General features: G+C 41.0%; 15 protein-coding genes. 7 read left to right on the top strand and 8 right to left on the bottom strand.

The genetic code is table 11. The features are described 5' to 3' along the window. Nucleotide 1 precedes the first annotated feature (1 nt). The 3 genes from AACU32_RS32665 (at nt 2) to AACU32_RS32655 (ending at nt 6923) form a co-directional block, all read left to right on the top strand. Nucleotides 2-3367 (top strand): GAF domain-containing protein, encoded by a 3366-nt coding sequence (locus tag AACU32_RS32665; RefSeq protein ID WP_096606038.1) that lies wholly within the window; start codon nt 2-4, stop codon nt 3365-3367. Nucleotides 3368-3373: 6 nt separating this feature from the next. After that, nucleotides 3374-4495, top strand: a complete 1122-nt coding sequence (locus AACU32_RS32660) for a hybrid sensor histidine kinase/response regulator (RefSeq protein WP_096606036.1) — start codon at nt 3374-3376, stop codon at nt 4493-4495. Nucleotides 4496-5255: 760 nt separating this feature from the next. Beyond that, nucleotides 5256-6923 carry an iron uptake porin gene (locus AACU32_RS32655; RefSeq protein WP_096606034.1) on the top strand — a complete coding sequence of 556 codons (1668 nt, stop codon included), beginning with the start codon at nt 5256-5258 and terminating at the stop codon, nt 6921-6923. 320 nt (nt 6924-7243) lie between these two features. Here the strand turns inward: AACU32_RS32655 and AACU32_RS32650 are convergent, their stop codons facing one another. Then, on the bottom strand, nt 7244-9499 hold the full coding sequence (locus tag AACU32_RS32650) for an FG-GAP-like repeat-containing protein (RefSeq protein ID WP_339378470.1): 2256 nt from the start codon (nt 9497-9499) through the stop codon (nt 7244-7246). 408 nt (nt 9500-9907) lie between these two features. Next, complete coding sequence (locus tag AACU32_RS32645) at nt 9908-11557, bottom strand: iron uptake porin (protein ID WP_096606030.1); 1650 nt, start codon at nt 11555-11557, stop codon at nt 9908-9910. A 197-nt stretch (nt 11558-11754) separates the two neighbouring features. Here AACU32_RS32645 and AACU32_RS32640 point away from each other — a divergent pair, with 197 nt between their 5' ends. After that, a complete protein-coding gene (locus AACU32_RS32640) occupies nt 11755-14106 on the top strand; it encodes a hypothetical protein (protein ID WP_096606028.1) in 2352 nt (783 codons plus the stop codon). 348 nt (nt 14107-14454) lie between these two features. Here AACU32_RS32640 and AACU32_RS32635 read toward each other — a convergent pair whose 3' ends face one another. Then, nucleotides 14455-14646 (bottom strand): hypothetical protein, encoded by a 192-nt coding sequence (locus AACU32_RS32635; RefSeq protein WP_096606026.1) that lies wholly within the window; start codon nt 14644-14646, stop codon nt 14455-14457. A gap of 352 nt (nt 14647-14998) precedes the next feature. Between AACU32_RS32635 and thrC the strand changes: the two genes are divergently transcribed. Continuing rightward, complete coding sequence (thrC, locus tag AACU32_RS32630) at nt 14999-16090, top strand: threonine synthase (protein ID WP_096606024.1); 1092 nt, start codon at nt 14999-15001, stop codon at nt 16088-16090. 229 nt (nt 16091-16319) lie between these two features. Here the strand turns inward: thrC and AACU32_RS32625 are convergent, their stop codons facing one another. From AACU32_RS32625 to AACU32_RS32605, 5 genes are all read right to left on the bottom strand, one after another. After that, entirely contained in the window at nt 16320-18017 is a 1698-nt protein-coding gene (locus tag AACU32_RS32625) for an adenylate/guanylate cyclase domain-containing protein (protein WP_339378469.1), read from the bottom strand. 437 nt (nt 18018-18454) lie between these two features. Continuing rightward, nucleotides 18455-19057, bottom strand: a complete 603-nt coding sequence (locus tag AACU32_RS32620) for a CPBP family intramembrane glutamic endopeptidase (protein ID WP_096606022.1) — start codon at nt 19055-19057, stop codon at nt 18455-18457. Nucleotide 19058: 1 nt separating this feature from the next. Next, a complete protein-coding gene (locus AACU32_RS32615; protein WP_096606020.1) occupies nt 19059-21359 on the bottom strand; it encodes a CHAT domain-containing protein in 2301 nt (766 codons plus the stop codon). A gap of 9 nt (nt 21360-21368) precedes the next feature. After that, the gene (locus AACU32_RS32610; RefSeq protein ID WP_096606018.1) at nt 21369-21959 is read right to left on the bottom strand and encodes a DUF1822 family protein; all 591 of its coding nucleotides are present in this window, start codon (nt 21957-21959) and stop codon (nt 21369-21371) included. 23 nt (nt 21960-21982) lie between these two features. Further along, nucleotides 21983-22522 carry a hypothetical protein gene (locus AACU32_RS32605; RefSeq protein WP_096606016.1) on the bottom strand — a complete coding sequence of 180 codons (540 nt, stop codon included), beginning with the start codon at nt 22520-22522 and terminating at the stop codon, nt 21983-21985. A 369-nt stretch (nt 22523-22891) separates the two neighbouring features. Here AACU32_RS32605 and AACU32_RS32600 point away from each other — a divergent pair, with 369 nt between their 5' ends. Then, entirely contained in the window at nt 22892-23725 is an 834-nt protein-coding gene (locus tag AACU32_RS32600; RefSeq protein WP_339378468.1) for an SH3 domain-containing protein, read from the top strand. A 28-nt stretch (nt 23726-23753) separates the two neighbouring features. Next, nucleotides 23754-24188 carry an SH3 domain-containing protein gene (locus AACU32_RS32595; RefSeq protein WP_096606012.1) on the top strand — a complete coding sequence of 145 codons (435 nt, stop codon included), beginning with the start codon at nt 23754-23756 and terminating at the stop codon, nt 24186-24188. Nucleotides 24189-24203: the final 15 nt, after the last annotated feature.

The raw sequence follows: 24203 nt of genomic DNA, 5'->3' as shown, positions 1-24203 counted from the left end.
GTTGTTACAAAGAATTCTGTTAATCGATGGTCATCCAGTAGAGCGATCGCTCACTGTCCAAGCACTAATTCAAAATTTACCAGGAGTTCAGATTGCGGAAATTGTCAATGGCGATCAGTTAGCACAGGCGATAGCAACCTGTAACTTTGATTTGGTAATTACCGATTATCAGTTACCTTGGACAACCGGACTGGATGTTTTGCGGACTCTCAAAGCGCAGCTCAGCGATTTTCCGGTGATTATGTTCACAAATTCCGGTAGCGAAGAAATTGCTGTTGCAGCCATGAAAGCAGGGTTGGATGATTATGTGATCAAGTCGCCCGCTAATCTGACTCAATTGGTGCAAGCAGTTCGTAGTGTCTGGCAAAATAGCCAAACCCGTTATCCAGCAGCACAAGCTTTAAACAGAAGTGAACGCCGCTTATCCACCTTGATTAGCAATCTACCTGGTTATGTATACCGGGTTGCTAACGATCGCAATTACACCCCTGAATTCGTCAGTGAGGGAGTGTTTAATATTACAGGCTATCGACAAGAAGAATATCTCATTGATAGCACGATTACTTGTGGACAAGAAATGCATCCCGACGACTGCGATATGGTCTGGGAGAAGGTTCAGCGAGCAGTGGAACTCCAGCAACCCTTTGAGTTTGAGTATCGGATTATCACGAAATCGGGAATCCAGAAATGGGTTTGGGAACGAGGAAGAGGTATATTTTCCGACAGCGGGGAACTCCTCTTTTTAGAGGGTTTTGTCACAGATATTACTGCTCGCAAAGTTGCCGAAACTGCGCTGCAAGAGTCGCAACAGCTATACCAAACCCTGGTGGAACATTCCCCTGATATTATCGAACGCTTCGATACACAGCTACGACATCTTTATACTAGTCCAGCCCTGACACAAATCACAGGCATTCCCAAGGAAGTGTTTTTGGGCAAAACCTGTCGCGAACTGGGATTACCAGAAGCAATGATCAACACTTGGGAAACTGCTGCACAAACGCTACTGACAACAGGTGAAAAACAGATTATTGAATTTGAGACACCAACACTCAACGGAGTGCGTTTCTTTGAAATGGCGATCGCACCTGAATTGACTCGTGAACATACAATTAACTCAATACTCTGTATTTCGCGGGATGTCACCGATCGCAAAGCTGCCCAAATTGCCTTAGAACGTCAGGCAAAGCAAGAGCAAACCTTAAATCGAGTAGTTCAAAGCATTCGCAGTTCTCTAGATTTATCGACAATCTTCTCCACAGCCATAGCTGAAGTCACTGAATTATTGGGAGTTAATCGGACTTCTATCGTCCAGTATTTCCCAGACCGCCAATGTTGGCAAGTTCTGGCGGCTCATTGCCAAAATGCATCGCTGATAGATACAACAGGTTTAGAAATTCCCGATGAGGGCAATCCCTATGCTACACAACTAAAGCAACTCCAGGTGGTGCAGATAGATGGAATGGATAGCGTTAAAGATCAGGTTAACCTAAAAATTGCCGAGAGTCTTCCGCCTGCTTGGTTGTTAACACCCATCGTCGTTAACAGTACAATTTGGGGCAGCTTATCGCTGTCCAAGCCTGTTGAAGAAGCTCCTTGGAAAGAAGAGGAGGTAGAACTTGCTGGTAAAGTAGCAGTTCAGTTAGCGATCGCTATTCAACAAGTCCAACTTTATCAACAGGTACAGCAAGAACTGAGCGATCGCCAACGCGCTGAAGCCGCCTTGCAACAACTCAACCAGGAACTAGAACAGCGAGTTCAAGAACGAACCGCCCAACTCCAGATGGCGCTCTTTGCTGCCAAAATGGGAACTTGGGAGTTAAATACACAGACAAATGTCGTCCACTGGTCGCCTGAAGAATATGAGCTATTTGGCTTTAAAACCGATGCTCAAGGACGAGTTCTCGATCAAAACGGCGAAGAAATTAGTCCCTATCCAACCTTTGAGGTGTTCTTGAGTTGTGTTCATCCCGATGATCGAGACTATGTTGTGCAAAAAACCCGGCAAGGTTTAAAACAAGGTTCTTCCTTTGAAGTAGAGTACCGACTGCTGCGACGAGAAGGCTGTTGGGTGTACGCACGCGGTGCTTGTGTCCTGAACGAACAGGGACAAGCTGTTAGGCTGACGGGAATTGCAATGGATATCACCAATCGCAAACAAGCAGAAGCCGCTCTACAAAAGCAAGCAAGACTTGAGCAGGTGTTGCGGCTGGTTACCCAAGAAATTCGTCAGTCTTTAGATCTCGATGCCATCCTCACAACTGCCGTGACTGAAGTTAGGCAAACATTACAAGCCGATCGGGTTGCAGTTTATCGTTTTCATGGCGATTGGAGTGGCAGCTTTATCGTTGAGTCAGTCGCCCCAGGATGGGTTGAATTGGTTACACCCAACATTCAAAAAGTCTGGGAAGATACTTATTTGCAAGAAACCCAAGGAGGACGCTATAAAAATCACGAAACCTTCGCTGTTACAGATATTTACACTGTGGGACACTCTTGTTGTCATATTGAGCTTCTAGAACAGTTTCAAGCCAGAGCGTATGCGATCGCGCCGATTTTTTCTGGAGATCAGCTTTGGGGTCTGTTAGCAATTTACCAAAATGCAGCACCTCGCCATTGGCAATCTTGGGAAATGGAACTATTGCAACAGCTAGCCAATCAATTGGCGATCGCCATCCAGCAGTCGGAACTCTACAGACAACTTCAAACCGAACTGCAAGAACGCCGACAAATTGAACAACAAATCCGAGCATCCCTTAAGGAAAAAGAAGTTTTATTGCGTGAAGTCTATCACCGGGTCAAGAACAACATGCAAATGGTTTCTAGCCTGCTAAACCTACAGGCCAGTAGCATTGACGACCCCACCGTTCTGAAGTTACTCAGCGAAAGCCAGCGTCGAGTCAAAACAATGGCACTCGTCCACGAACGGCTTTATCGTTCGCAAAACCTTGCCCGAATTAACTTTGCCAGCTATGTGGAACATCTTGTCAACGATTTAGTACGTTCCTATACCTCGAATAAGTCATTTATCCGTGTTTTACTAGAGGTGGACGATCTGGAACTAGACCTAGATACAGCCGTTCCCTGCGGTTTAATCATCAATGAATTAGTTTCTAATGCCCTCAAGTATGCTTTTCCCAATCAGCAAGGAGAAATTAAGCTGCAATTTTACCTGGATAATCCTGAATATTATTGCCTAGTTCTCAAAGATAATGGAATTGGAGTTCCTGCCCATATTGATCCAGAGCGTACTACTTCCCTAGGAATGCAACTTATATATGGATTAACAGAACAACTTGGAGGTACGCTGCAATTAGATAGACAAGGAGGCAGTCAATTTAAGATCCTCTTGAAAAAAAGGTTGTAATTTCCTATGCCACAAGTTTCTTCTCCTCCCACTATCCTAATTGTCGAAGATGAATGGGTGATTGCTTTAGATATCAAACAACATCTGAGCAAGTTAGGCTACAACGTGTCTGGAACTGCTAATTCTGCCGAAAAAGCTTTGGAACTTGTAGCCGCAACTAAACCGAATCTAGTGTTGATGGATATTTACCTGCAAGGCGACAAAAGCGGAATTGAAGCAGCAGAGCAAATTCGGCAACAGTTTCATCTACCCGTTGTCTTTCTCACCGCCCATGCTGATGAAGCAACATTAACACAAGCGATCGCTACCCATCCCTACGGTTACATCGTTAAACCCTTTGAGGAACAGGATCTTATTATTGCTATCCAGGTAGCCTTGGCTAACCATCTCGCTGAACAAGCCATACACCAAGCACTACAGAAAGAAAAACAGCTAAACGAGCTGAAATCTCAATTCGTCTCCATTGTTTCCCATGAATTTCGCAATCCCTTAAGTTCCCTACTCGTGACACTAGAACTCTTTGAACAGCCAGATAGACTAACTCCCGAAAAGCGACAAGCTCATATTGAACGGGGTAAAGCAGCTATCAAGCACATGGCACAATTGATTACAGATGTTTTAGTTCTAGGCCAAGTAGAACAAGAGCAGTTTCACTCTCAACCAACACTCATCAATATTTACCAGTTCTGCTCCTATCTGGTAGAAGATCTACAATCCCCTGCTCAAAGCAGAGATAGATTGGTGTTTACCGTTTCGGGATGCGATGAACCAGCACATCTTTTTTATGAGCTAGATCCCAAGTTATTGCAACATATCCTCATTAACTTGCTGGAGAACGCCCTGAAATATTCCCCAGAAGATAGCACAGTCACATTCCAGTTACACTGTGAGGCAGATTACATTCAATTCCAGATTCAAGACCAAGGAATTGGACTAACAGAGCAAGATTTGGCAAAGCTATTTACGCCCTTTCATCGCGGAATGAATGTTAGCAAGATTCCCGGAACAGGCTTGGGATTATCCATTGTCAAAAAATGTGTTGATGCACATGAGGGACAAATCTCAGTTGATAGCACTGTTGGCGTCGGCACAACTTTCACCGTCATCATACCCGCGTTGAAAATTTGACATTCAACGGTTAACAGCGATGCACTCAGAGCTTCAACAAGTCTCAACTGCCAACGCTTAACAAACCTTTATGCAGTATTTCAAAAATTATTTAGGAGTGCTAGATCTCAAATTACTATATATAAAATCTAACTGCTATCAAGTAACGTTGTAAAGATTAGACTCTTACCCAAGCCTCAAATAAACAGTATTTACCTCAATATCAAAAAATCCTTGCTTGTGTCATTTAAGTATTATTAGTTATTTTTTCGGGAAATTTTTTATTATTGATACAAGTGACTGATAGATATCATAATTTTTATATTTTCTGGCAATCAAATTTTGTAAGTTTTGCTACAGAAAATTTTCTGGGAATTTTATGCATAAAAATGATGAAATTTGTGTATAAAGAAATTGAATTTTGTGTAGAATGTAACTAATTTTTATGGATAATAGATCCAAATATCATGGGTAAAAATGTTGTTTAAGCCTGAGTAAGCAAAAGATAATAGCTCCTTATGGTTACTTTAGATGTAAATAACTATTAATAACCCTTGGTAAAGGTTGCATTTGAGAAAATGTGTGAAATAACGGATAACAAACATGTTTACTTAAAGACTGGCCAAGTTCAGTTATTGGTCTGAAGTTCTTAAAGTAGGACTTGACTTTATACCGCAATTCAATGTAACCTATCTTACTTTACAGGTGTGAAGAAACTACCCAATTAATTGTTACTTGTAGCAATTAATTATGGGACTTTCGTGGAGAGGAAAACGGAAATATGTCTCATATATTGTGGAAAAATCTGGTATTACTGCCAGTATTTTTGGGTGCAAATGCCTTGGCTTCGTCTAGTGTCATGGCTGCGGAAATATTAAATGCTTCTAACTCACAAGCAGCAAAAAATAGCAGTGATGCTGCTGTTGTACTAGAGCAACCAACAACTAGTAAGCAATTACTTGCACAGGTTAAAACTGGTGAAGCTAATAACCAGGACTCAATGTCTCAAGTTACGTCAGTATCACAGTTTTCTGACGTACAACCAACCGATTGGGCATTTCAAGCATTGCAGTCTCTAGTTGAGCGCTATGGCTGTATCGCCGGTTACCCCAATGGAACTTATCGGGGAAATCGTGCATTAACCCGTTATGAATTTGCCGCTGGTTTAAATGCTTGTTTAGATAGAGTTAATGAACTGATTGCAACAGCCACCGCTGACTTGGTGACAAAGCAAGATTTAGCCACCCTCCAGCGTTTGCAAGAAGAATTTGCCGCCGAACTAGCAACTTTACGCGGTCGAGTCGATGCTTTAGAAGCACGGACTGCGGAACTAGAAGCAAATCAATTTTCGACAACAACCAAGTTAGTTGGTGAGGCAATTTTTGCTGTCACTGATACCTTTGGCGACAACAACACTAACAAAACTGTATTTCAAGACAGGGTACGTTTAGACTTACAAACCAGCTTTACTGGTAGAGATACCTTACACACCCGGATTGCAGCTGGTAACGCCAATGCATTAAGTTTGCCCGGTAACAGCTTTGAGAGTACTCAAACCTTTAACCTAGGCAATACTGGCAGCAACAGTGCCATTATAGACTGGTTATCCTATTACTTCCCCTTAGGTAACTCCCAAGTATATATAGCAGCCAGCGGCGGTATTCACAGCGATTACGCGCCTACCGTTAACCCTTACTTTGAAGGTTATGACGGTGGTAACGGTGCTTTATCTACTTTTGCATCTGAAAGTCCAATTTACCGGATTGGCGGTGGTGCAGGCGGTGGTGTTAATTTTGTTTTTGGTAGCGGTAAGGGCGGTTTCCAACCTTCAGTAACTGTAGGTTATTTGGCATCCCAAGGTAATAACCCCGCGCCAGGTTCCGGTTTATTTGAAGGTAACTATGCAGCTCTGGCACAATTAAACTTGAACGTAGGCGAGCGCTTTTCTTTTGCTGCAACCTACGTTCATGGATATCATAAAGCCGGAAATGCTTTATTCGATTTAGGCGGAGGCGGGAATATTGGTGTAGTCGGAACTAACCCAGCTAACTTGCCTATTGGTGACACCAATCCATATAACAGTAATTCCTATGGTTTTGAAGCTGCTTTCAGACCTAGCGACAAACTCTCAATTAGTGGCTTTGTATTGTACAGCGATATTACAAGCTTAGTCGGCAATAATAATGATGAAGTTTGGAGTTATGGTGTTGGGGTAGCATTACCAGATTTCGGTAAAAAAGGCAACATTTTAGGAATTTTTGCAGGTGCCCAACCATACTTAGGTAGTATAAGTGGCGATCGCCCCTACCACATTGAAGGGTTCTATAAATATCAAGTCAGCGATAATATCTCCATTACCCCAGGTGTGATTTGGTTAACCAGTCCTGGTCAAGTTGCCAATAGCGACAATGCCATCATTGGTACATTGAGAACCACTTTCACCTTCTAAATCCCAGGGCGGGGTTTCCCATTGGTGTCAACTTAACGTGAAACCTGCTTGGTGACAACGTTTTGCCCTCACCCCCAACCCCTCTCCCTGAGGGAGAGGGGAGCCAGAAATTCAATTCCCCTTCTCCCAAGGGAGAAGGGGTTAGGGGATGAGGGCGTGGGGAATTTGTACAACGCCCGCCCTATATAGCTTTTGGCTTAAGTTGACACGTATGGGGTTTCCCCGCCCCTACAAATAACCTAAGAAGCAGAGGGGTTAAGGGCGATGAGGGAGACCAATGACCAATAACAAATGACAAATGACAAATGACAAATGACTATTCAACTAGTCACAGACAATTTGACCTGAACAATTAAATCGTTGAAATCCCAATCGCTACCTGCTCCTACTTGATCCTCAAAGCCAAAGCAGTTATTCCCCAGCAGGCGAACATGATTGTTTTTATCAGAATTTGCACCTAAGAATGGACTGTAAACTGCTGTGTCGCTGGAATTACTATTTAAAATTGCTTCCACAGTAGAATTAGCAATCACAAACGGTGCAAAAAGCCAACCTGATTCAAAATTGCTGGTGAAAGTTGCTTTACCTTGGTTGTTCACCTTCAAGTCAATGCCCTCAACACGGGCGCGAAGCATGGCTTTAATATAGCCTGCATCCCCTGGACGGAAGTCAATTTTACCATCGCGATCGCTATCAATTCCACCATCTGCATCATCTATTCTACAGAAGCCTACAAGGTTGTCGTAAGCAGCCTCTCTGTGGACAACAAATTCTGCTTTTACCTTAGTTTTAACTTCCCGTAAATCGATGACTTCCCCTTGATGTTTTCCTTGCAAGCCGATACCTAGAGGAATGTCTTGATTAGTTTCCTTCACCTTCACGACTAAATCGCTACCACTAAGACCTAAACCTTTCCAAGTTAGAGAGAACCCTTCAGTTTCGGAACTTGTCACGCTGACATTAGTCGCAGATGAAAAGACAACCTCAGACAAAGAAGTTTGTCCAGATAGCACAGAATAACTGGTGCTGTTGCGGATCATGTAGAATCTCAAGTTTGCACCTGAGTTGAATTCTAACAAGCTTGGCAGGTCAGATAGATTAAAACCATTGGGTGCATTGGCAATAGCAGAGCAAACTATTTTTGCTCGCTTCAGTGCTACTTCTGCGTAACCTACTGCACCTGGAGCGATTCCGTCAATCCTACCTTGTGCATCGTCAACGACAAATACACCCATTTCATTGGCTGCTTTAGAATTACTGCCTTCAATTTTGATTGACAGTTTTGCTTTATTACCTTTGATTTTACTTTTGACGGTAAAGATATTTTCAGTAACACTGGTTAACTGGACAGTCGTTTTCACCTGAGAAGTTGTAAAAAACCCAAGCTGCTCAAAATTGATAGACAAATCCTTATCAAAGGAGAAACCTCCACTGTCAGTAGTGCGGACGCGGATGTTGTAAACAGATTTAGTCGCAGAAGATTTAATTTTTAGGCGCCCCTCTTCGATAATGAACGCATCATTATCAGTATCACCAGTGCCTGTAACTAAACTATAAGTGTGCTTCTCGGTTTTGTTTGAATCAGTGGTGCTGATGATGCCAATAACTTTGTCATCATCGTCATCATCATCACCATTACCATCGTTATCATCATCGGCGCTGAGAGTGCCAAATATTAAGTCTGTAGGGGCAGAATTATAATACAGTACCGAGATGCTATCAGAATCAGCATCTGCCACTACCAAGTCAGGTTTGCTGTCATCGTCTATATCTCCCACAGCAATATAATCTGAAGATGTTTCAACTGTGTAAGTAGTCGCAGTGTCAAAGCCACCCTTACCATCATTCAACATCACCGAGACTTGCTTCTGTGCAGCGTTTGCCAACACTAAGTCAACTTTGCCATCACCGTCTATATCTTCCAAGACGACAGAATTAGAAGTTGTCCCGATTGTGAAATTAGTCGCAGCACCAAAGCTACCCATCCCATCATTCAACATTACTGAGACATTACCAGAAGCATAATTCGCTACTAGCAAGTCAAGTTTTTTGTCCCCGTCTATATCTCCCACCACAACACCAGAAGGTACAAATCCGACTGAAATATTGGTGGGAGTGCCAAAGTTGCCCATCCCATCGTTCAAAAATACTGAAACATTCTTGTTTTCAGCATCCGCCACCACCACATCAACTATGCCATCACCATCTATATCTCCCACGACAACAGCAGAAGGTTTTGTATCAAGTTCGATTTGAGCGACATTGACAAAGTCGCCACTATCATCCCTCGACAGTACTGAGATAGTCTTGTCATCAGCGTTCGCTACCACCAAATCATCTTGTTCATCACCGTCTATATCTCCCATAGCGATGGAACTAGGAGTTGTCTCAACTGTGAAATGATAGGGATCTTTAAAGTTGCCACTACCATCGTTTAATAATACGGTGATGTTTTTGTCATTAACGTTCGCCACCACTAAGTCAAGCTTGTCGTCACCGTTGAAGTCTTTGACTAGAACAGAAGAAGGATGTGAACCAACGGGAAATTTATTTTCAGTTGTAAATGATAGGCTCATAACTTTTTCCATAAAACGTGTTTATTCTTCCTCACAATGATTCTTTTTAATTCACACAATAGTCAGCACCGCAAATTTAATATTCTTTATTCAAATTGTGAGGAATACTTCATTCAGGTTATTGTGTAAATCATCAAAAATGCTTCAGTAAAGATACTATAAATTTATTCAGGGAAATTACGCAAAGACTTTCACAACAAGCTTTGACGCTGTTTAATAGACTTAAATGGAAAATAGAAAATAGGGTAACCAGGGCTAGAGGCTAGGGACTAGGTAAGAGAAATTTTAATTTTTAGTTGTGAGATTTTCCCTAATTGCAGTCATTAAAAATGAAAAACTCCATCCACAAGGGGGTGGAGTTTTGGGCATGGGGAAGAATTTACCAATGCCCTGTTTGGCTAATGCCCATTAAAAAAGAAAAGTACTTCTCAAAATACCAATAGTAACTGGCTCGTTATTTGGTGTATGACCAGGTTCTATAATATGAATTATTCCTGGTGTAATACTAATATTATCTGTGAGTTGAAACCGATAAAATGCTTCGATATGAGTAGTCGTTCCTGGTTGTCCACCGGCACGTCCTAAACCTGTATTAAGTGAGTCAGGAACATTGCTACCATCTGGTAAGTTACTGCTAGTAATTTTCGGAGGTTGTCCTATATAAATTCCGCCCAAATTTCCTTTAGCAAATAAATCAGGAAAATTGAGAAACGCCATATAATTTGTTGTTTCTACACTTCCTGTCTGCCCAGGAATGTAAGAACTAGTGTAACCACCCCATGCACCAAGAGTAATGTGGGGTGAAATTTGCCAGGTGACAGTTGCACCTACAGCATTGGTTTGTAGGGGTTCTGATGTTGCAGTTAAGCATTCATCCCCCACATAAGTCAATAAACAACCATCTGAAGAATAATTATTAACGTAATATAAACTTAAATCTATAGTATCAGTTGGCGTTACAAGTAACTGTACGCCTGTAGTAGTGTTGCCATCAAATAAGCCATTACCTTTATCAGAATTGCCAGGATTATTACTAGAATAAATTGCCTGTAAACTGGCACGTTTAGCAAATTGCCAATCCACAGCTATACCACCATGACCAAATCCCATATCTAAAATTGGGTTGCGTTGGGCAAAGAAAGATAGTGGTCCTGTAGCGCCGCTTTCTACCCGATTTGGACCTCGGAAAGCAGCTGCCATATTTACGCCTTCTGTTCCCACCATCAGCGCAAAGTTATCAGCAACCAACCAGTGATAATTGAGGTCACCGATAATAAATTCGTTATCTGTGGGATATTCATAACCGAGAAAAAAATCATTCCGAGAAACTTTATTGGCAGTAAATCTCGGATCGCTAGCACCCATACCATATAACAGACTTGTAAATAAGTAACTGCGAGGGCTAAATTGGGTCGTTAAAGATAGTTGCGCTATGGTAATAATATTAATATTTGTCCCTGCATCATCTGAATCTTTGATGCCATCTCGAGGATTAACGTCACCTCGATTGCTAGTCCGTCCTTGAACGCCAGAGACGATGATTCCTGAAAGTTTAGTTGTGGTGGAGAATTGCTTACCTTCTAGTTCAGTGGTGCGTGCTTCTAAACTATCAATTCTACCCCGCAAGGTTGCTAATTCATGGGCAAATTCTGACTGTAATTTTTGGATCTTGGCGATATCTGCGCGGGTGACAGAATCACTTGTAGCTGTAGCAATTAACTCATTGACTCTATCTAAGCAAGCATTTAGACCTGCGGCAAATTCATAGCGAGTCAAAGCGCGATCGCCGCGATAGGTGTTATCTGGATAACCTGCTATGCAACCATAGCGTTCCACTAATGATTGCAATGCTTGAAATGCCCAATCTGTAGGCTGTACATCTTTTAGTTGAGACACCGATGTGATTTGTGACATCGGGTCTTCTGAATCCAGATCAGACTGTAAACTAGGTGACGGAAAGCTGTATTCTTGTGCGATCGCTGTTTGTACAACTCCATTTATACCCGCCATGATTAACCATGCGAGCATCCAGGCTTTACTCTTATTGTGGCTAATCATTCTAGTCTTCAATTTCTTGTACTCTATTTATACGGGTAGGTTATAAGTATATGTAAATTTATTTATTAACATCCTGAGTAAATTTACTAATATTTGGCCAAATTAGATTAAAAAATTCCTGGGCAATATCTCAGAAGCGCGAGTATAAAAGATAAATTACTCAGCCCAAATATACTCTCCAGAGAGTGAAAATTAGCATGGCAAATCGGTTGCGAAAGCTGACGCTCAAAAATCAGCCTCGTGCAGGTAAAATCAATCATCTGTTGCACAAACCCCAGAACAATAGTCAGTTGGGAAATTGGTTGCTCTCAACATTAGCGATCGCTACATTATTGAGCAGTGTTGGTTTACTAATTGCTTTTGCCTGGATCAGTATTCTCTTTATCTTCAATCCCGAAAAAATTATTTGGCTGAATAAATTTTTACCGGAGTGGGCACAAATCACAGTCGGTAATTACGGTGAACGACCCCAAACCCTCAAACAAATTAAAACCAACCTCAGTCAAAAAAAACTCATAGCCGGGGAAATCCTAACTTTGGAGCGGGATAAAGAAAATTCTTTTTTACTACCAGTGATCCAAAAACGCCCAAATTGTCAATTTGATTGTCAAGCAATTGTCGAACTGAGGGTTTATCAACAATCCCAAGATGTAGAGTTGCAATCCCAACCAGAAAAATATTACCGTCTGGCGTCCCAATTAGCGATCGCGGGGATAGAAGAAGCCTTTGTACTTTCTCCCACAGATGAAGTTACAGTAGAAAACTCAGAAAACAGCATTCCCTTACCTGTCAATGAAATTAAACGCTTTGAGGGTCAAACCCCATCTAATGGTGTTTGGTTTTATTTACAAGGTAAACTGCCACAAGGCGCTGGTGCGATCGCCTACGGTAAAATTGTCTACTACAATCCACAACGCAGTCAGATCCATCAGATGTTGTCGTGGAAAAGTCCCAATGGAGATGTGCCTAAATGGCAGCAAGTAACTGGTGATACTAACAAAGAATTAGTCATCGATCAAACAGTAGGTTTAGAACCACAGTTACGGATTTACCAAGTCAAATCTCTGAAGTTATCTCACAACGCCATTGAATTAGCAGAAATTTCCCTCAAAACACCAGCCATCAAAGATACTGCTTACCAAAATGCGTTATTACTCGCCCGAAATGGACTGTGGACACCAGCCTATGAGTGGTTAAAATCTATACAGAAACAGCGAAAACAGCCACTACCGGAAGCGGCGCAAGCACAAATCGATGTAATTCGCCTACACTCGCAAATAACTAAAAGCCAAGCCGATCAAATTTGGGCTATTCCTAGTCAACAGGTAATAGCAGATTTGATTGATGGTCGTTGGGAGAAAGCTTTAGAGGTATTTTCAGCATCTGCGGAGAATGTCCAAGAAGTTGCGACTCTACTGCAAATGGATGGGGGACGGTTGTGGAATCGTAGCACAACAGCATTGCGAGTCAACCCTAATAGACCAGAAGTTGCAGCTTGGGGAGCATTGATTCTAGCAGTTCAACGGGGAGAAGAACGAGCAATTTCTTGGTTGCAAGCACAACCAAAAATTAGTACAGATACTCTGACTCGAATTCAAAGTCTCTTAGTCCAGCTCAATAACGAAGGAGTCAAACCGAAAATCTTTTCCACTCACCCCAGTCGCATTGTGGGTTCAGTCCAACCCCTGACTAAATTCAACAATACTGAGTGGCTCAGACCAAACCCACAAGCAGATCTGCAACTTACAGATAACGAAGCTTGGTATCAGGTAGAGGTGAGTGCATTTCATGACGGTAAACAGTGGCTCAATTTCCCCTTTGAAAGGTTACAGCTACCGCAAATTTCTCCTGGTAAATTTCTCTGGGAAACTTTGGGTATTTATTCTGACCCAGCAGTTTTACTTGTAGTTTGGTTACCTAATGGAGAACAACAAATAACTACCGCCACTATTAAAGGCGTAAAATTAGAGAGTGGGGTTTTGCGCCTACTAATTGCTGGACAAAAAATCGCTGACAATCAAAATTATCTGCTTCAACCCCCTCCTTTAGCCTTGACAGATGCGGCGCTGGAATGGGTACAACCATCGCCGCTGACTCTGGAACAACTATCTCAACAAGATCCAGCCAGAGTAACGGCAATGTTGCCAATCGTGTGGCGAATTTTACAACAATCTGGACAAATTCCCAACGGTACTTTGCCTAGCCTGCAAAAAATGCAGCGAGAACTCAGCTATTGGCCTGTACAAGTGATGAATTTAACCAATAATTCTCAGCCAGAAACCGTACTAACGATCTCAGCAGAAGCGATCGCCTTGTTGAAACAGTCCCTAACTGGAGATGAAAAGCCAGAAGAACATTTATCTCCTCCCCGGACAGTGATCTTGTCTAATAGTGGTAAAGTAATTTATACTGATTTTCAAAGAAATTACCCACAATCATTGACAGCGATCGCTAAGCTCCTAGATGGGCAATCTCTAGCTTTGTTAGTAGAAAACGGCGATAAATACAGCCTCAAGCGCTGGTCAAAGAAAAATCAACGCTTTGAATAGCAATCTTAGGAAGGCTGAAGGTTGCGAGGGTTTAGATCCCCGACATCTTGGAGGATGCTACTGGCGAATCAGGAGTAAGACCCCTCCCTTACCCAACAGACCGCCGTCACCCTACAAGGGTGCGGCTAACTCTACAAAGCCCACGAAGGTGGGCTTTGTAGAGTTAGCCCCAGGCTTCCAGTTCCTGCGGGCGTTATTTCGGGTAAGCGAGATCACTGTTTGTATCGGTATTGAGGGGTCTAACCCACTATTCGCCAGCATCCTCCAAGAAGTTGGGGATCTAAAAACCGTGTCAGAGCGTCTCAATTCTCCCCCGACAATGAGGATATTTTTTGATTTGTAAGTCTGTTATTGTTCTTGGCTATTGGTAGAAAGGCGTTGTTCCTTGAGGTTCTGCAACTGCATCAGCAAAGAATCCACCTCTGCTTGCAAGTGCATAAATTTGACTTGCTGATCGTCTTGGTAATAAGACTTGTTTAGCTTTGTTGCCCAAACATCTTGGGCGGAGCGGTCAGAAACACTAGATGAACAGGTAGACATAGTTAACTTTATTCCACAACTTAACTCACACCATTAGAGATATTATAATAATGTAGTTTTAAGCTTTGTTAAAAGATTGTAAATTTTCAATTACTTACTCTAATGGGTTTTTATCTTTGTGATAAGAGACTCAAATTAGGAAGACTGTGTTCCAGAAAAAACATCACACCTGTGATCCGGTGGTGACAAAACTTCTGGTAAAGCTGACCCGATAAAATGGTAAAAAAAAGTAATAGGTATCAGCCTGCACCATAAGAAATTTCTTTCTTGTGTTGAGAGCCTCTAGTGGTGCAAGATGTGTACCACTGGTATTTTTCAGTTTGCACTTAAATAAAAATTTGTATAAATCACCGTGACTGTAAGCCCGTCTGTTGCTAAATCTCATCGCCAACCCTGGCCTGGACTGATAGAAGCCTATCGTGAATACTTGCCTGTCAGCGAAAAAACGCCGGTTATTACCCTATTGGAGGGAAATACACCTCTAATCCCAGCGCCGGCGATCGCCGAACGCATTGGTAGACAAGTGCGTGTATTCGTCAAATACGATGGTTTGAACCCCACTGGTAGCTTTAAAGACAGGGGAATGACAATGGCCATTTCCAAGGCGAAAGAAGCAGGGGCCAAAGCAGTGATTTGTGCCAGTACAGGAAACACCTCCGCCGCCGCCGCCGCTTACGCTAGGCGTGGGGGAATGAACGCCTTTGTATTAATTCCCGATGGTTATGTGGCGTTAGGTAAGTTAGCCCAAGCTTTACTATATGGGGCTGAAGTACTGGCAATTAAAGGAAATTTTGACCGCGCCTTAGAAATTGTCCGCGAGATGGCTGAAAGTTATCCGATTACCCTAGTGAATTCGGTAAATCCCTACCGCCTAGAAGGTCAAAAAACAGCAGCCTTTGAAATTGTCGATGTGTTGGGTAATGCTCCAGACTGGCTGTGTATTCCCGTAGGAAATGCGGGGAATATCTCAGCATATTGGATGGGATTTTGTCAATATCATCAAGTCGGGAAATGCGATCGCTTACCCAAAGTAATGGGATTCCAAGCAGCAGGCGCAGCCCCCTTAGTCAATGGTAAGCCAGTAGAGCATCCAGAAACCTTAGCAACAGCGATTCGTATTGGGAATCCGGCGAGTTGGGAAAAAGCGATCGCCGTCAAATCAGCCAGTCAGGGAAATTTCCACGCTGTCACCGATGCCGAAATTCTCGATGCTTACCGGCTGTTAGCATCATCGGAAGGGATTTTCTGTGAACCAGCCAGCGCCGCTTCCGTCGCCGGATTGTTGCAAGTCAAAGATCAAGTCCCCACAGGCGCAACAGTAGTTTGCGTCCTTACAGGTAATGGTTTGAAAGACCCAGATACAGCGATAAAACACAGTAACAGCCAATTTAAACAAGGTATTGCGGCAGAATTAGGAGCAGTCGCCACAGCAATGGGATTTTAAAGAAGGCAAGGGGCAGAGGGGGACAAGGGGGACAAGGGGGACAAGGAATTTTAGATTTTAGATTTTAGATTTTAGATTTTAGATTCAAACCCAATCCGTCTTGAAAAGCTTTGATCGCCGGAAGCCGGCGCTCAAACTTTTCGCAAAATCGCAAATCCAAAATCCAAAATTGAATTGCCCCATGCCCAATGCCCCATGCCCAATGCCCAATGCCCAATGCCCAATACAATTAACGTTGAAAAATGGCTGAATTTGCCAAATCTCCGACTGGAGAAAACTGTGATGGCAATAAATTCCACATGAGACGATAGAGTTGTAAAGGCTTGTCTTGACCTTTAACTTCCACAAGCGGCATTTTTTCCAAAGGCCAATTTAGATTCTTGATCTGATCAAATGTGGTTTGAGAGATCACAATTTCACCAGCTTGAGCGACGTTACATATTCTACTGGTGACATTTGTTGTGTCACCAATAGTGGCGTACTGAATTAGTTTTTCCGAACCAATGTTACCCGCAGCAACTTTTCCTGTATTCAATCCAATGTGAATTTGAATTGGTTGCTTACCCTGCTGTACCCACTTTTGATTTAGCCGCCGCACAGCCCACTGCATATCAATGGCTGCTTGTATAGCGCGCTGTGGATCATCTGATTTGCTATAAGGCGCACCCCAAATCGCAAACAAAGCATCCCCAATATATTTCTCTAAAGTGCCTTCATATCGAAAGACAATCTCCTCCACTATCACCTCAAAGTATTCATTGAGCATTTCAATCACTTGACGCGGCTGCATTGTGGAAGACATTTTCGTGAAATTACTAATATCAGCAAATAAAGCTGTAACTTCTGTATCAACAATGCCTAAGTTTCCTTCTTCCCTGAGTTTTTTTCTGACGGGTTCTGGAAAGAAGCGTTCTAATTTATTACGGATGATTGCTTCGGCTTCAATCTTTTTGTAGAGATTGGCGTTGTCAATAGCGATCGCCGCTTGGTTCGCTAAACCAGTTAAAAAGTCTACATCTTCGTCCGAGTAAACATTCGACATGGATAAATTATCCACGTATAATACCCCAATCACCTCTTCTCTGGGTTTGAGAGGAATGCAAATTGAAGCTCGAATGGTTTGGACAAAGATAGACTCGGATTCATTAAACCGGTGATCGCGGCAAGCATCTCTAGTTAAAATGGCATTACCATTTTTATAGACAAGATTCGTAATATTCTTACTATAAATTTGATTTTCGTGAGGAATTCCCACACGTAATTTTACAGCCTTTTGCTCAAGCTGCTTTGTAGTTTCATTGACTAACAAGATAAATGCTCGGTCTACATTTATAATCTCGAGTAGTAAATCGAGAATTTTCTCTAACAGGCGATCGGGTTCTTCCGGAGAGGAAAGCAGTTTACTCACCTCTAGCAGAATTTTTAACTTGTCTACGTTTCGTTGATTACTAGCCCTTTCTGATATTCTCAGCAGTGAATCACTTCTCCCTGGCGCATCCAGTAAATCCTGGATCTTAAAGCGACTTGGCTCAGTGGAAAATTGCTTGATGATTGTTTCCGCGATAGGTGTTTGATCGTCTGGTTCGCTTACGGTTGCTTGCTGGGAACTCGCCTTATCAGCAGTTTTGGGTGTGGTATTGATTTTCTGAACAAACTTCAACTCCACATTTCCACAATTAATCAAGTCTCCATTCTGAAGTTCGGATTGATCAATTTTCACCTGATTCACAAAAGTGTGGTTAAGGCTTTGCAGATCCTTAATCATTAGCCGATCGTTGGTGACTGTAATCTCAGCGTGGTAACGGGAGAGACTTTCATCAGCGATCGCGATCGTGTTGTCAGTACAACGCCCAATCGTGTTTACCCCAAACATCAACTGATGAGCTTTTTCTTGAGGAGTGTTGGGAGCATAAATTAAATAGAACATATTTCGCCCTCACCTTTCCACCTGTCTTGAAAATTGCTTTGCTGACTTAAAGAATGAACTCTACAGTCATGGATATAGCATTCCCAAATGATTGGCGTTCTCAAATCCGGGTAATCACTGATCATTAGCACCTCTGGGTGTCAGACTAAACAATAAGTCTTTCAGCGCACATTATATAAGAAACTACTAACGACAAGCGACTATTGACAAAAGATCCAACTCCAATAGAATGGCTATAGTATAGAATTCACCAGATTCCGCACTGATTTCGGAATATCACTATATATATTTACTGTGCTAACGTCAAAACCCAACCCAAGAGTGGATGAGGATGAAGATTGAGCCAATTTGGTTGTGTGGGGTTGTGATGTTGAGTCGCTTTGTCACAAACAAAATTTTTGGAGATTGAGCAACTTTTCGGTTTAAAGTTTCTGAAATCACAACAATCCAGTGGCGATCGCAACTACTCCCAGTAGGCTATGACTGAAAATGACACTATATAGATTTTGGAAATTTTTGTAGTGATATCCCCAAACCAAACCGATTATGAGAGTAAACAATAAAGTTGGTAAGTCCCAGTAAATCACATGGACGAAGCTATACAATATAGCAGAAACCACAAGAAAGTATTCCGAAAAACCTACTTTTGAGAAAAGATGAAATAGATAACCTCTATATAGAAATTCTTGAAAAGGCGTAGATACAAGAATAAAGAATAAATAGAAGTACCACTGGATAGCAGAATTATCTATTCTTGTTCCCTTCAGGAAGTAATAAACTAGCATTAATAATGCAAATCCGAGTGTTACAGGTAAAATATCCCTGACAGCAGGTACTAAATTTTGGTGAGTACAGCCTAATTCTTCTAACTTTATTTGATTTATCCTAGTATATAAAATTACTAAAATAGTCACTAATACTAGTAATATAAATCGATAATAAAACGATATCAGACCAACAAGCATCAAGGCAATAGGACAAATATATAAGATGACAACGATGAATGTAAATTTAATTTTTTCATAACTTGATGCAGCCATTTTAGGTTTCTCTCACTTTATTATCAACTAAATAAATAATTAAAACCGAGAGAAATATAAAAAAAGTAATTGTCCCCAACCAAGTGATAAAAGTACTATTACTGTGAATTCCAAACATCTGATCGATAACAGATACACCACCCCAAAGCCTCACTAAATTAGTCAGCACTACCACAGCAATCACAACAAAGCTTAAAATATAGCGATATTTTGGTGATTTAATCTGAGTCATAGTCACGATAAGTGTCAGGACTAGTAGAGAAAAGATGAATAAATATACAATTCCTGTAAGATTAGTTAATTCTGGATTTGTATCAAACAATAATGGCTTGATTTCGTGGATATAGTAAGAATAAAAGGGACACCAAAGTAGAAGTCCTGTATCACAGATAATCAAATAACTAATATACTTATGCTTCTTAAATACTGATGAAGGTTCGAGTAAATTTTGAATAAGTAAAGCAAATAATTCTGCTCCACAAAAAAAGATAATGAAGTAACTGAAGGCATAAAACCAACGACTTACAGATAATTGGTTATTCCAGAGCCGATACTTCAAGACACTTCTAAGAAAACTCTTATAGGCTTGGTAGTTTGGATTTTGTTTATCCTGTGGCTTAATCCGAATAAATTGTTTTACAGACTCTTCGATAGGTTGCTTTTTTAGCGTAAAATTACCTCGATAATCAATTGTTTGAGAACTATTCAACAAATCTTTGGGGATGGTTTTTAGCTCGTGTTTGAATAGTTTATAACCTGGAAACTCTGCCGCCAAATCCTGTAAATTTACCACTGCTGTTGCATTCGACTTTAACTCAAGGAGCAAAGTGGGATCAGTATTTAAATCCAAAGCTAGTCCAATACTGCTAAACACAAATACTATGGCTGTGAAACCCCAAAATATCTTTGCTTTTTGCCGAATTAAACATATTGATCTGTATAATGCGTATAGTGATATCCACAGAAAGAGAGATGGATAAATCACAAGGTGTGAATAAAGTTGAGCATAAAGTTCTAAAGTATTGACATCCCTAAACTCTGCCAAGATACTAAGTGGTAGTCCGATAACTGCTATCAGCAAGATAGCAAAAATCAGAAACTCCCATTTTCTATCTAATCTACGCTCAGTAAACATCCCATCCCAGGTGAGCGATCGCGCTTCTGGATTCGCTACAATTACAGGTAGCCAACTTTTGCCAGGATGTTTACCGTCTTCGTCAAATTCTTGGCGCAGAGATTCACGCGCTGTACGCATCGAAGCAAATAGCGATTTACCTTTGACAAAAGCAGTCAGCAAATGTCTCAATAGCCTACGAGCAAACAAAGATTCGACAGGCTCACGCATGACGATACAGTAAGGTAAAGATAGGGAAGTTAGCTGATTTGCTAAACCCAAACCATCACAGGAATTAAAAATAGCAAGCTGTAACTTATCTCGAATGAGTTTTTCCAGTTGAGTTGTGAGATTTTCAATTGAAATTCTTTCATAAGGGTTAATTTCTATCCAGCCAATTTTACCGTTCTCATCACTGCCACTATGGCCTGCGAAGAAAAATATATGCCAACCTTTCGATTCTTGCAATGCTTGCTCTAGAGTTTCTCGATTTGGCTGGTGTAAAAATTTAATTAGCCCTCCATATTTTTCTAAACTAGCAATTAAAGTCTTTTCTTCATCTAAGCCTAGTTTTTCATCTCCGAAAACAGCAAGAATTCTCACTCGTGCATCTAGCAAAAGAATTTGTTTTTGCTCTGGGCGCTTGAAATTCGTTGCACTAATCGATACCTCTGTATTAGAGTGATTAATAAAGAATTTTTGGAGTACATCCCATTCTTGCCAAGGTAGCCCCCTTAAATCTCTGTTTTCAGTCTGAATAAAAATCTGTATTTCTTCCTTTTCGGGATAGTAGCTTTCTAAAATATTTTTAATTTTGGTATCTTTATTTCCATCCTCATTGAGCCATCCTTCCTGATTCAGCCATTGGTTGAGGTTAGTCTTAAAATTATTTGCTATTTGCTCAAAGTTAATATTGCTGTCATTAATTTCTGGATTATTACTGGGATTTATCGGTTCTAACTTGAGCCGCCTAACAGAAGAATCATCAGGATTAGGAGCAACATATTTTTGCCATCGGCGAAATGAATCTCTGAGAGTTTTAGGTAAAAGAGATAAATAAAAACCCGAACCAATTTCTTGTAATAATCCCACATCATCATAAACTGTCAGCGTCACAGGTAAAGCTGCTACAGATACACGTTCTAGTTGAACGCTAGATCCAAGCTTAAGGTATATTCTTTTCACCATGACAACCAGCTACCCAGGAAAATCTTCCTTAACAGTTTCATTTCCCAAAGTTAGTCCGACACTAAAACGATCGTTCAGTTCACAGGTAAATCTTTGTCCATAAGTAATATCAAGCAAATTAGTTTGATGAGCAGCAAATTTTTCTAGTATAATCTCATCAAATTCATCGAATATACAAACTTTTAGTCCCTCCGGTAAATACCCTTTACCTTCTGATGGACGAACTTTCAGAAATATTTGTATTTCTGTTGCACTTAATGGCATGATTGTAATGAGAAGTTCTACAGATTTATTCTGGAATTGAATTAGTTTAATACCTGTAGCAGATTGACTACTTCTTACAGCTGGTTGTAGTCCCTTTTGCCAAAGGCGATCCAACCAAATTCTATATAAATCTAACTCTTCATTTACAGACTCGATTAAGGATTGAGAAGCAACAGACATTGCTTGCCGAGATTCTAATTCTTCCGCAGAAATCATCCCTACATCTAGAATTTTGATACCTAGTAGATTATTCAATTCACCAGACTCAAAAAGAGCTACAATTCTTTCGAGTTCGTCTGTAGAGCCTTCTATAATAAAAGTACTGCGTTTTGCCATGACTCTATATCTCAAATATTTTTTTAAGCGTCAATTATTCGACTAATTTTAATGTTGAATCCTCTGTTTTGTACCAGAGCATTAAGTTCATCAACACTAATATCACTTTCGACTAACATCCGCGCTAATTGTTTTTGTGATGTACAACTCGGACTTATCTTATATCCACTATTTTCTAAAAATTCAATAATATCTTTCCAAGATGGCATACGTTGATTCTCATCTATCAAATTCATCAGTCGCTTGATATACCTGTTTATTCGAGTAGACATCTCAGCATTTAAGTTTTTTCTCCACCGTTCTATATCTTCACAAGCTTCTAGTTCTTGACTATTTGGAATTTTATGTCTGTAAAAATAATAAGCAATCTCTCCTTTGCTATAGCGAGAAAGCGAAAGGCAGAGGTATTTAATTTCTTTGTCAGATAATTCTTGACTGTGTCGATGATACTTAGACTTACACTGTGCCAGTTCCAATAACAAGCGTTTCACATCTATTCCGGAGCTTTTTTGCGCTTCCAAGCATTCTGGACAGAGACTTTCGTCTGTATTCGCGTGGCACATAAATATATCAAAAAAGACTCAATATTTAATAAATCTTTACATCAACCTCTATCCCTTAAGGAAAAATCAAGAGTTTCAGTAATTTTTACAGAAATATGAATAATCACATAGTATCAGTATTTTGACGTAAAGCAGCAAAAAGTGTGAATAGCCCAACTTATCGCGCTGAAACAGCCCAACTTATATTTAATTGTTGTGTAGCTTGTTTAGTTGGTGGATCTGTAATCTTGCTTACATATCAGCAGAACTTGATGCACGAATTAAGTAATAGGAGTTAAAGAATATAGGACATCAAAGCACGGGTTGAGTTTGTGGCGATCGCTATTTTATTCTGTCTGATACAAAACTTATATTAACCAGAAAATGCAGATGTTTCGATATTTAAGGCGATTTCCTCTATTAGTTGTGATGTCTTCTGGTGCGTCTGCTCCGCGAACAGTGAGCGCAGCGATCGCACTACTGTTTTCAATCTGCTCAATTGTTCCTGAAGGTGCGTTGGCGCAGTCCGCCATAGGCATCGCCACTCCCACAAATAAACAAAAGGGTTGTCTTGATAATAGATCGCTGAAATTGGGGATAAATAGTCCTGGCACTTATATGTTATTTGATGGAAGCGATGATTCTATCAATCTGCGCTCAAAACCCAGTGTTCAGTCGTCTGTACAAGGTGTTGTAGCTTCCCGAACACCAGTAGTTATTAAGCAGCAAGTTTCAGGAAAGGATGGTTATTGCTGGCTCGAAGTGCAGCTTACCACTTATGATGTCACGGGTTGGGTACGAGGTGACTTGATTAGCATAGTCTCTGCCAAATCGAGACAATCTAAATCTACAACGATTGAGCTACGCACAGGCAGTCCTTACGAATCTATCGTAGCCAATTACTACCGTAGCGACTTTCAGCCTTCGGAAGAACATTTGAAAAATACATTTTACCCAACTGCGGCAATCGATCTCAATGGTGATGGTATTGATGAAGTGATTGGTCAGGTTACAGGAGGATCGAATTGTGGCACGGCTGGATGTATCATCTATGTTTTTGAGAAGAAGAAAGGTAAATGGCAACCGATTGGTGATTTGTTCGGTAATACTATTGCACTGGGTTCCAGTACAACAAAAGGTTATCGTGATTTATTAATTTACGGTTGGAAAGGTCGGCAAGCGCTTGTGCAATTTGATGGTAAACAATATTCCCTAGCCCGTTAGTTAATTAAAGCGGCAGAATAGACTATCAATGAAATATCAAAAAACATTCAGTATTTTGGTGGCGATCGCACTACTTTTTTCAATCTGCTCAATTGTTCCTGAAGGTGCGTTGGCGCAGCCCGCCTTTGGCATCGCCATCCGTACAAATAAACCCAAAGGCTGTGTTGAGGATGGAGAGCTAAAAAAAGAACCACTGGAATTTTACATAATACATGACCCAGAAAATCCTTCTAGTAACTCTCCTGCTTCAATTAATATTCGAGAAAAACCAAGCACTACATCTGCCGTTGTTCATGTTGCATCTTCTGGGAATCCTGTAATTATTTTTCAGCAAGTTGTTATAGATAACTATTGCTGGCTCAAAGTCGATGTCACTAGTGTAAGCAAGAACGATCCAACATCTTATATTACTGTCAGAGGTTGGGTACGCGGTGATTTTGTAATACCAAGTCAGAATATATAAATCTATATAAACTAC

It is taken from the genome of Calothrix sp. NIES-2100 (genome assembly GCF_963875285.1).
Taxonomy (GTDB): domain Bacteria; phylum Cyanobacteriota; class Cyanobacteriia; order Cyanobacteriales; family Nostocaceae; genus Aulosira.
This window is presented reverse-complemented; position numbering and strand designations above follow the sequence as displayed.

Coding starts and splice junctions, on each gene's coding strand:
- AACU32_RS32595 (WP_096606012.1), top strand. CDS start 23,754: ATGAAATATCAAAAAACATTCAGTATTTTGGTGGCGATCGCACTACTT.
- AACU32_RS32650 (WP_339378470.1), bottom strand. CDS start 9,499: ATGAGCCTATCATTTACAACTGAAAATAAATTTCCCGTTGGTTCACAT.
- AACU32_RS32615 (WP_096606020.1), bottom strand. CDS start 21,359: ATGGTGAAAAGAATATACCTTAAGCTTGGATCTAGCGTTCAACTAGAA.
- AACU32_RS32605 (WP_096606016.1), bottom strand. CDS start 22,522: ATGTGCCACGCGAATACAGACGAAAGTCTCTGTCCAGAATGCTTGGAA.
- AACU32_RS32640 (WP_096606028.1), top strand. CDS start 11,755: ATGGCAAATCGGTTGCGAAAGCTGACGCTCAAAAATCAGCCTCGTGCA.
- AACU32_RS32660 (WP_096606036.1), top strand. CDS start 3,374: ATGCCACAAGTTTCTTCTCCTCCCACTATCCTAATTGTCGAAGATGAA.
- AACU32_RS32600 (WP_339378468.1), top strand. CDS start 22,892: ATGTTTCGATATTTAAGGCGATTTCCTCTATTAGTTGTGATGTCTTCT.
- AACU32_RS32645 (WP_096606030.1), bottom strand. CDS start 11,557: ATGATTAGCCACAATAAGAGTAAAGCCTGGATGCTCGCATGGTTAATC.
- AACU32_RS32620 (WP_096606022.1), bottom strand. CDS start 19,057: ATGGCTGCATCAAGTTATGAAAAAATTAAATTTACATTCATCGTTGTC.
- AACU32_RS32635 (WP_096606026.1), bottom strand. CDS start 14,646: ATGTCTACCTGTTCATCTAGTGTTTCTGACCGCTCCGCCCAAGATGTT.
- AACU32_RS32610 (WP_096606018.1), bottom strand. CDS start 21,959: ATGGCAAAACGCAGTACTTTTATTATAGAAGGCTCTACAGACGAACTC.
- AACU32_RS32625 (WP_339378469.1), bottom strand. CDS start 18,017: ATGTTCTATTTAATTTATGCTCCCAACACTCCTCAAGAAAAAGCTCAT.
- AACU32_RS32655 (WP_096606034.1), top strand. CDS start 5,256: ATGTCTCATATATTGTGGAAAAATCTGGTATTACTGCCAGTATTTTTG.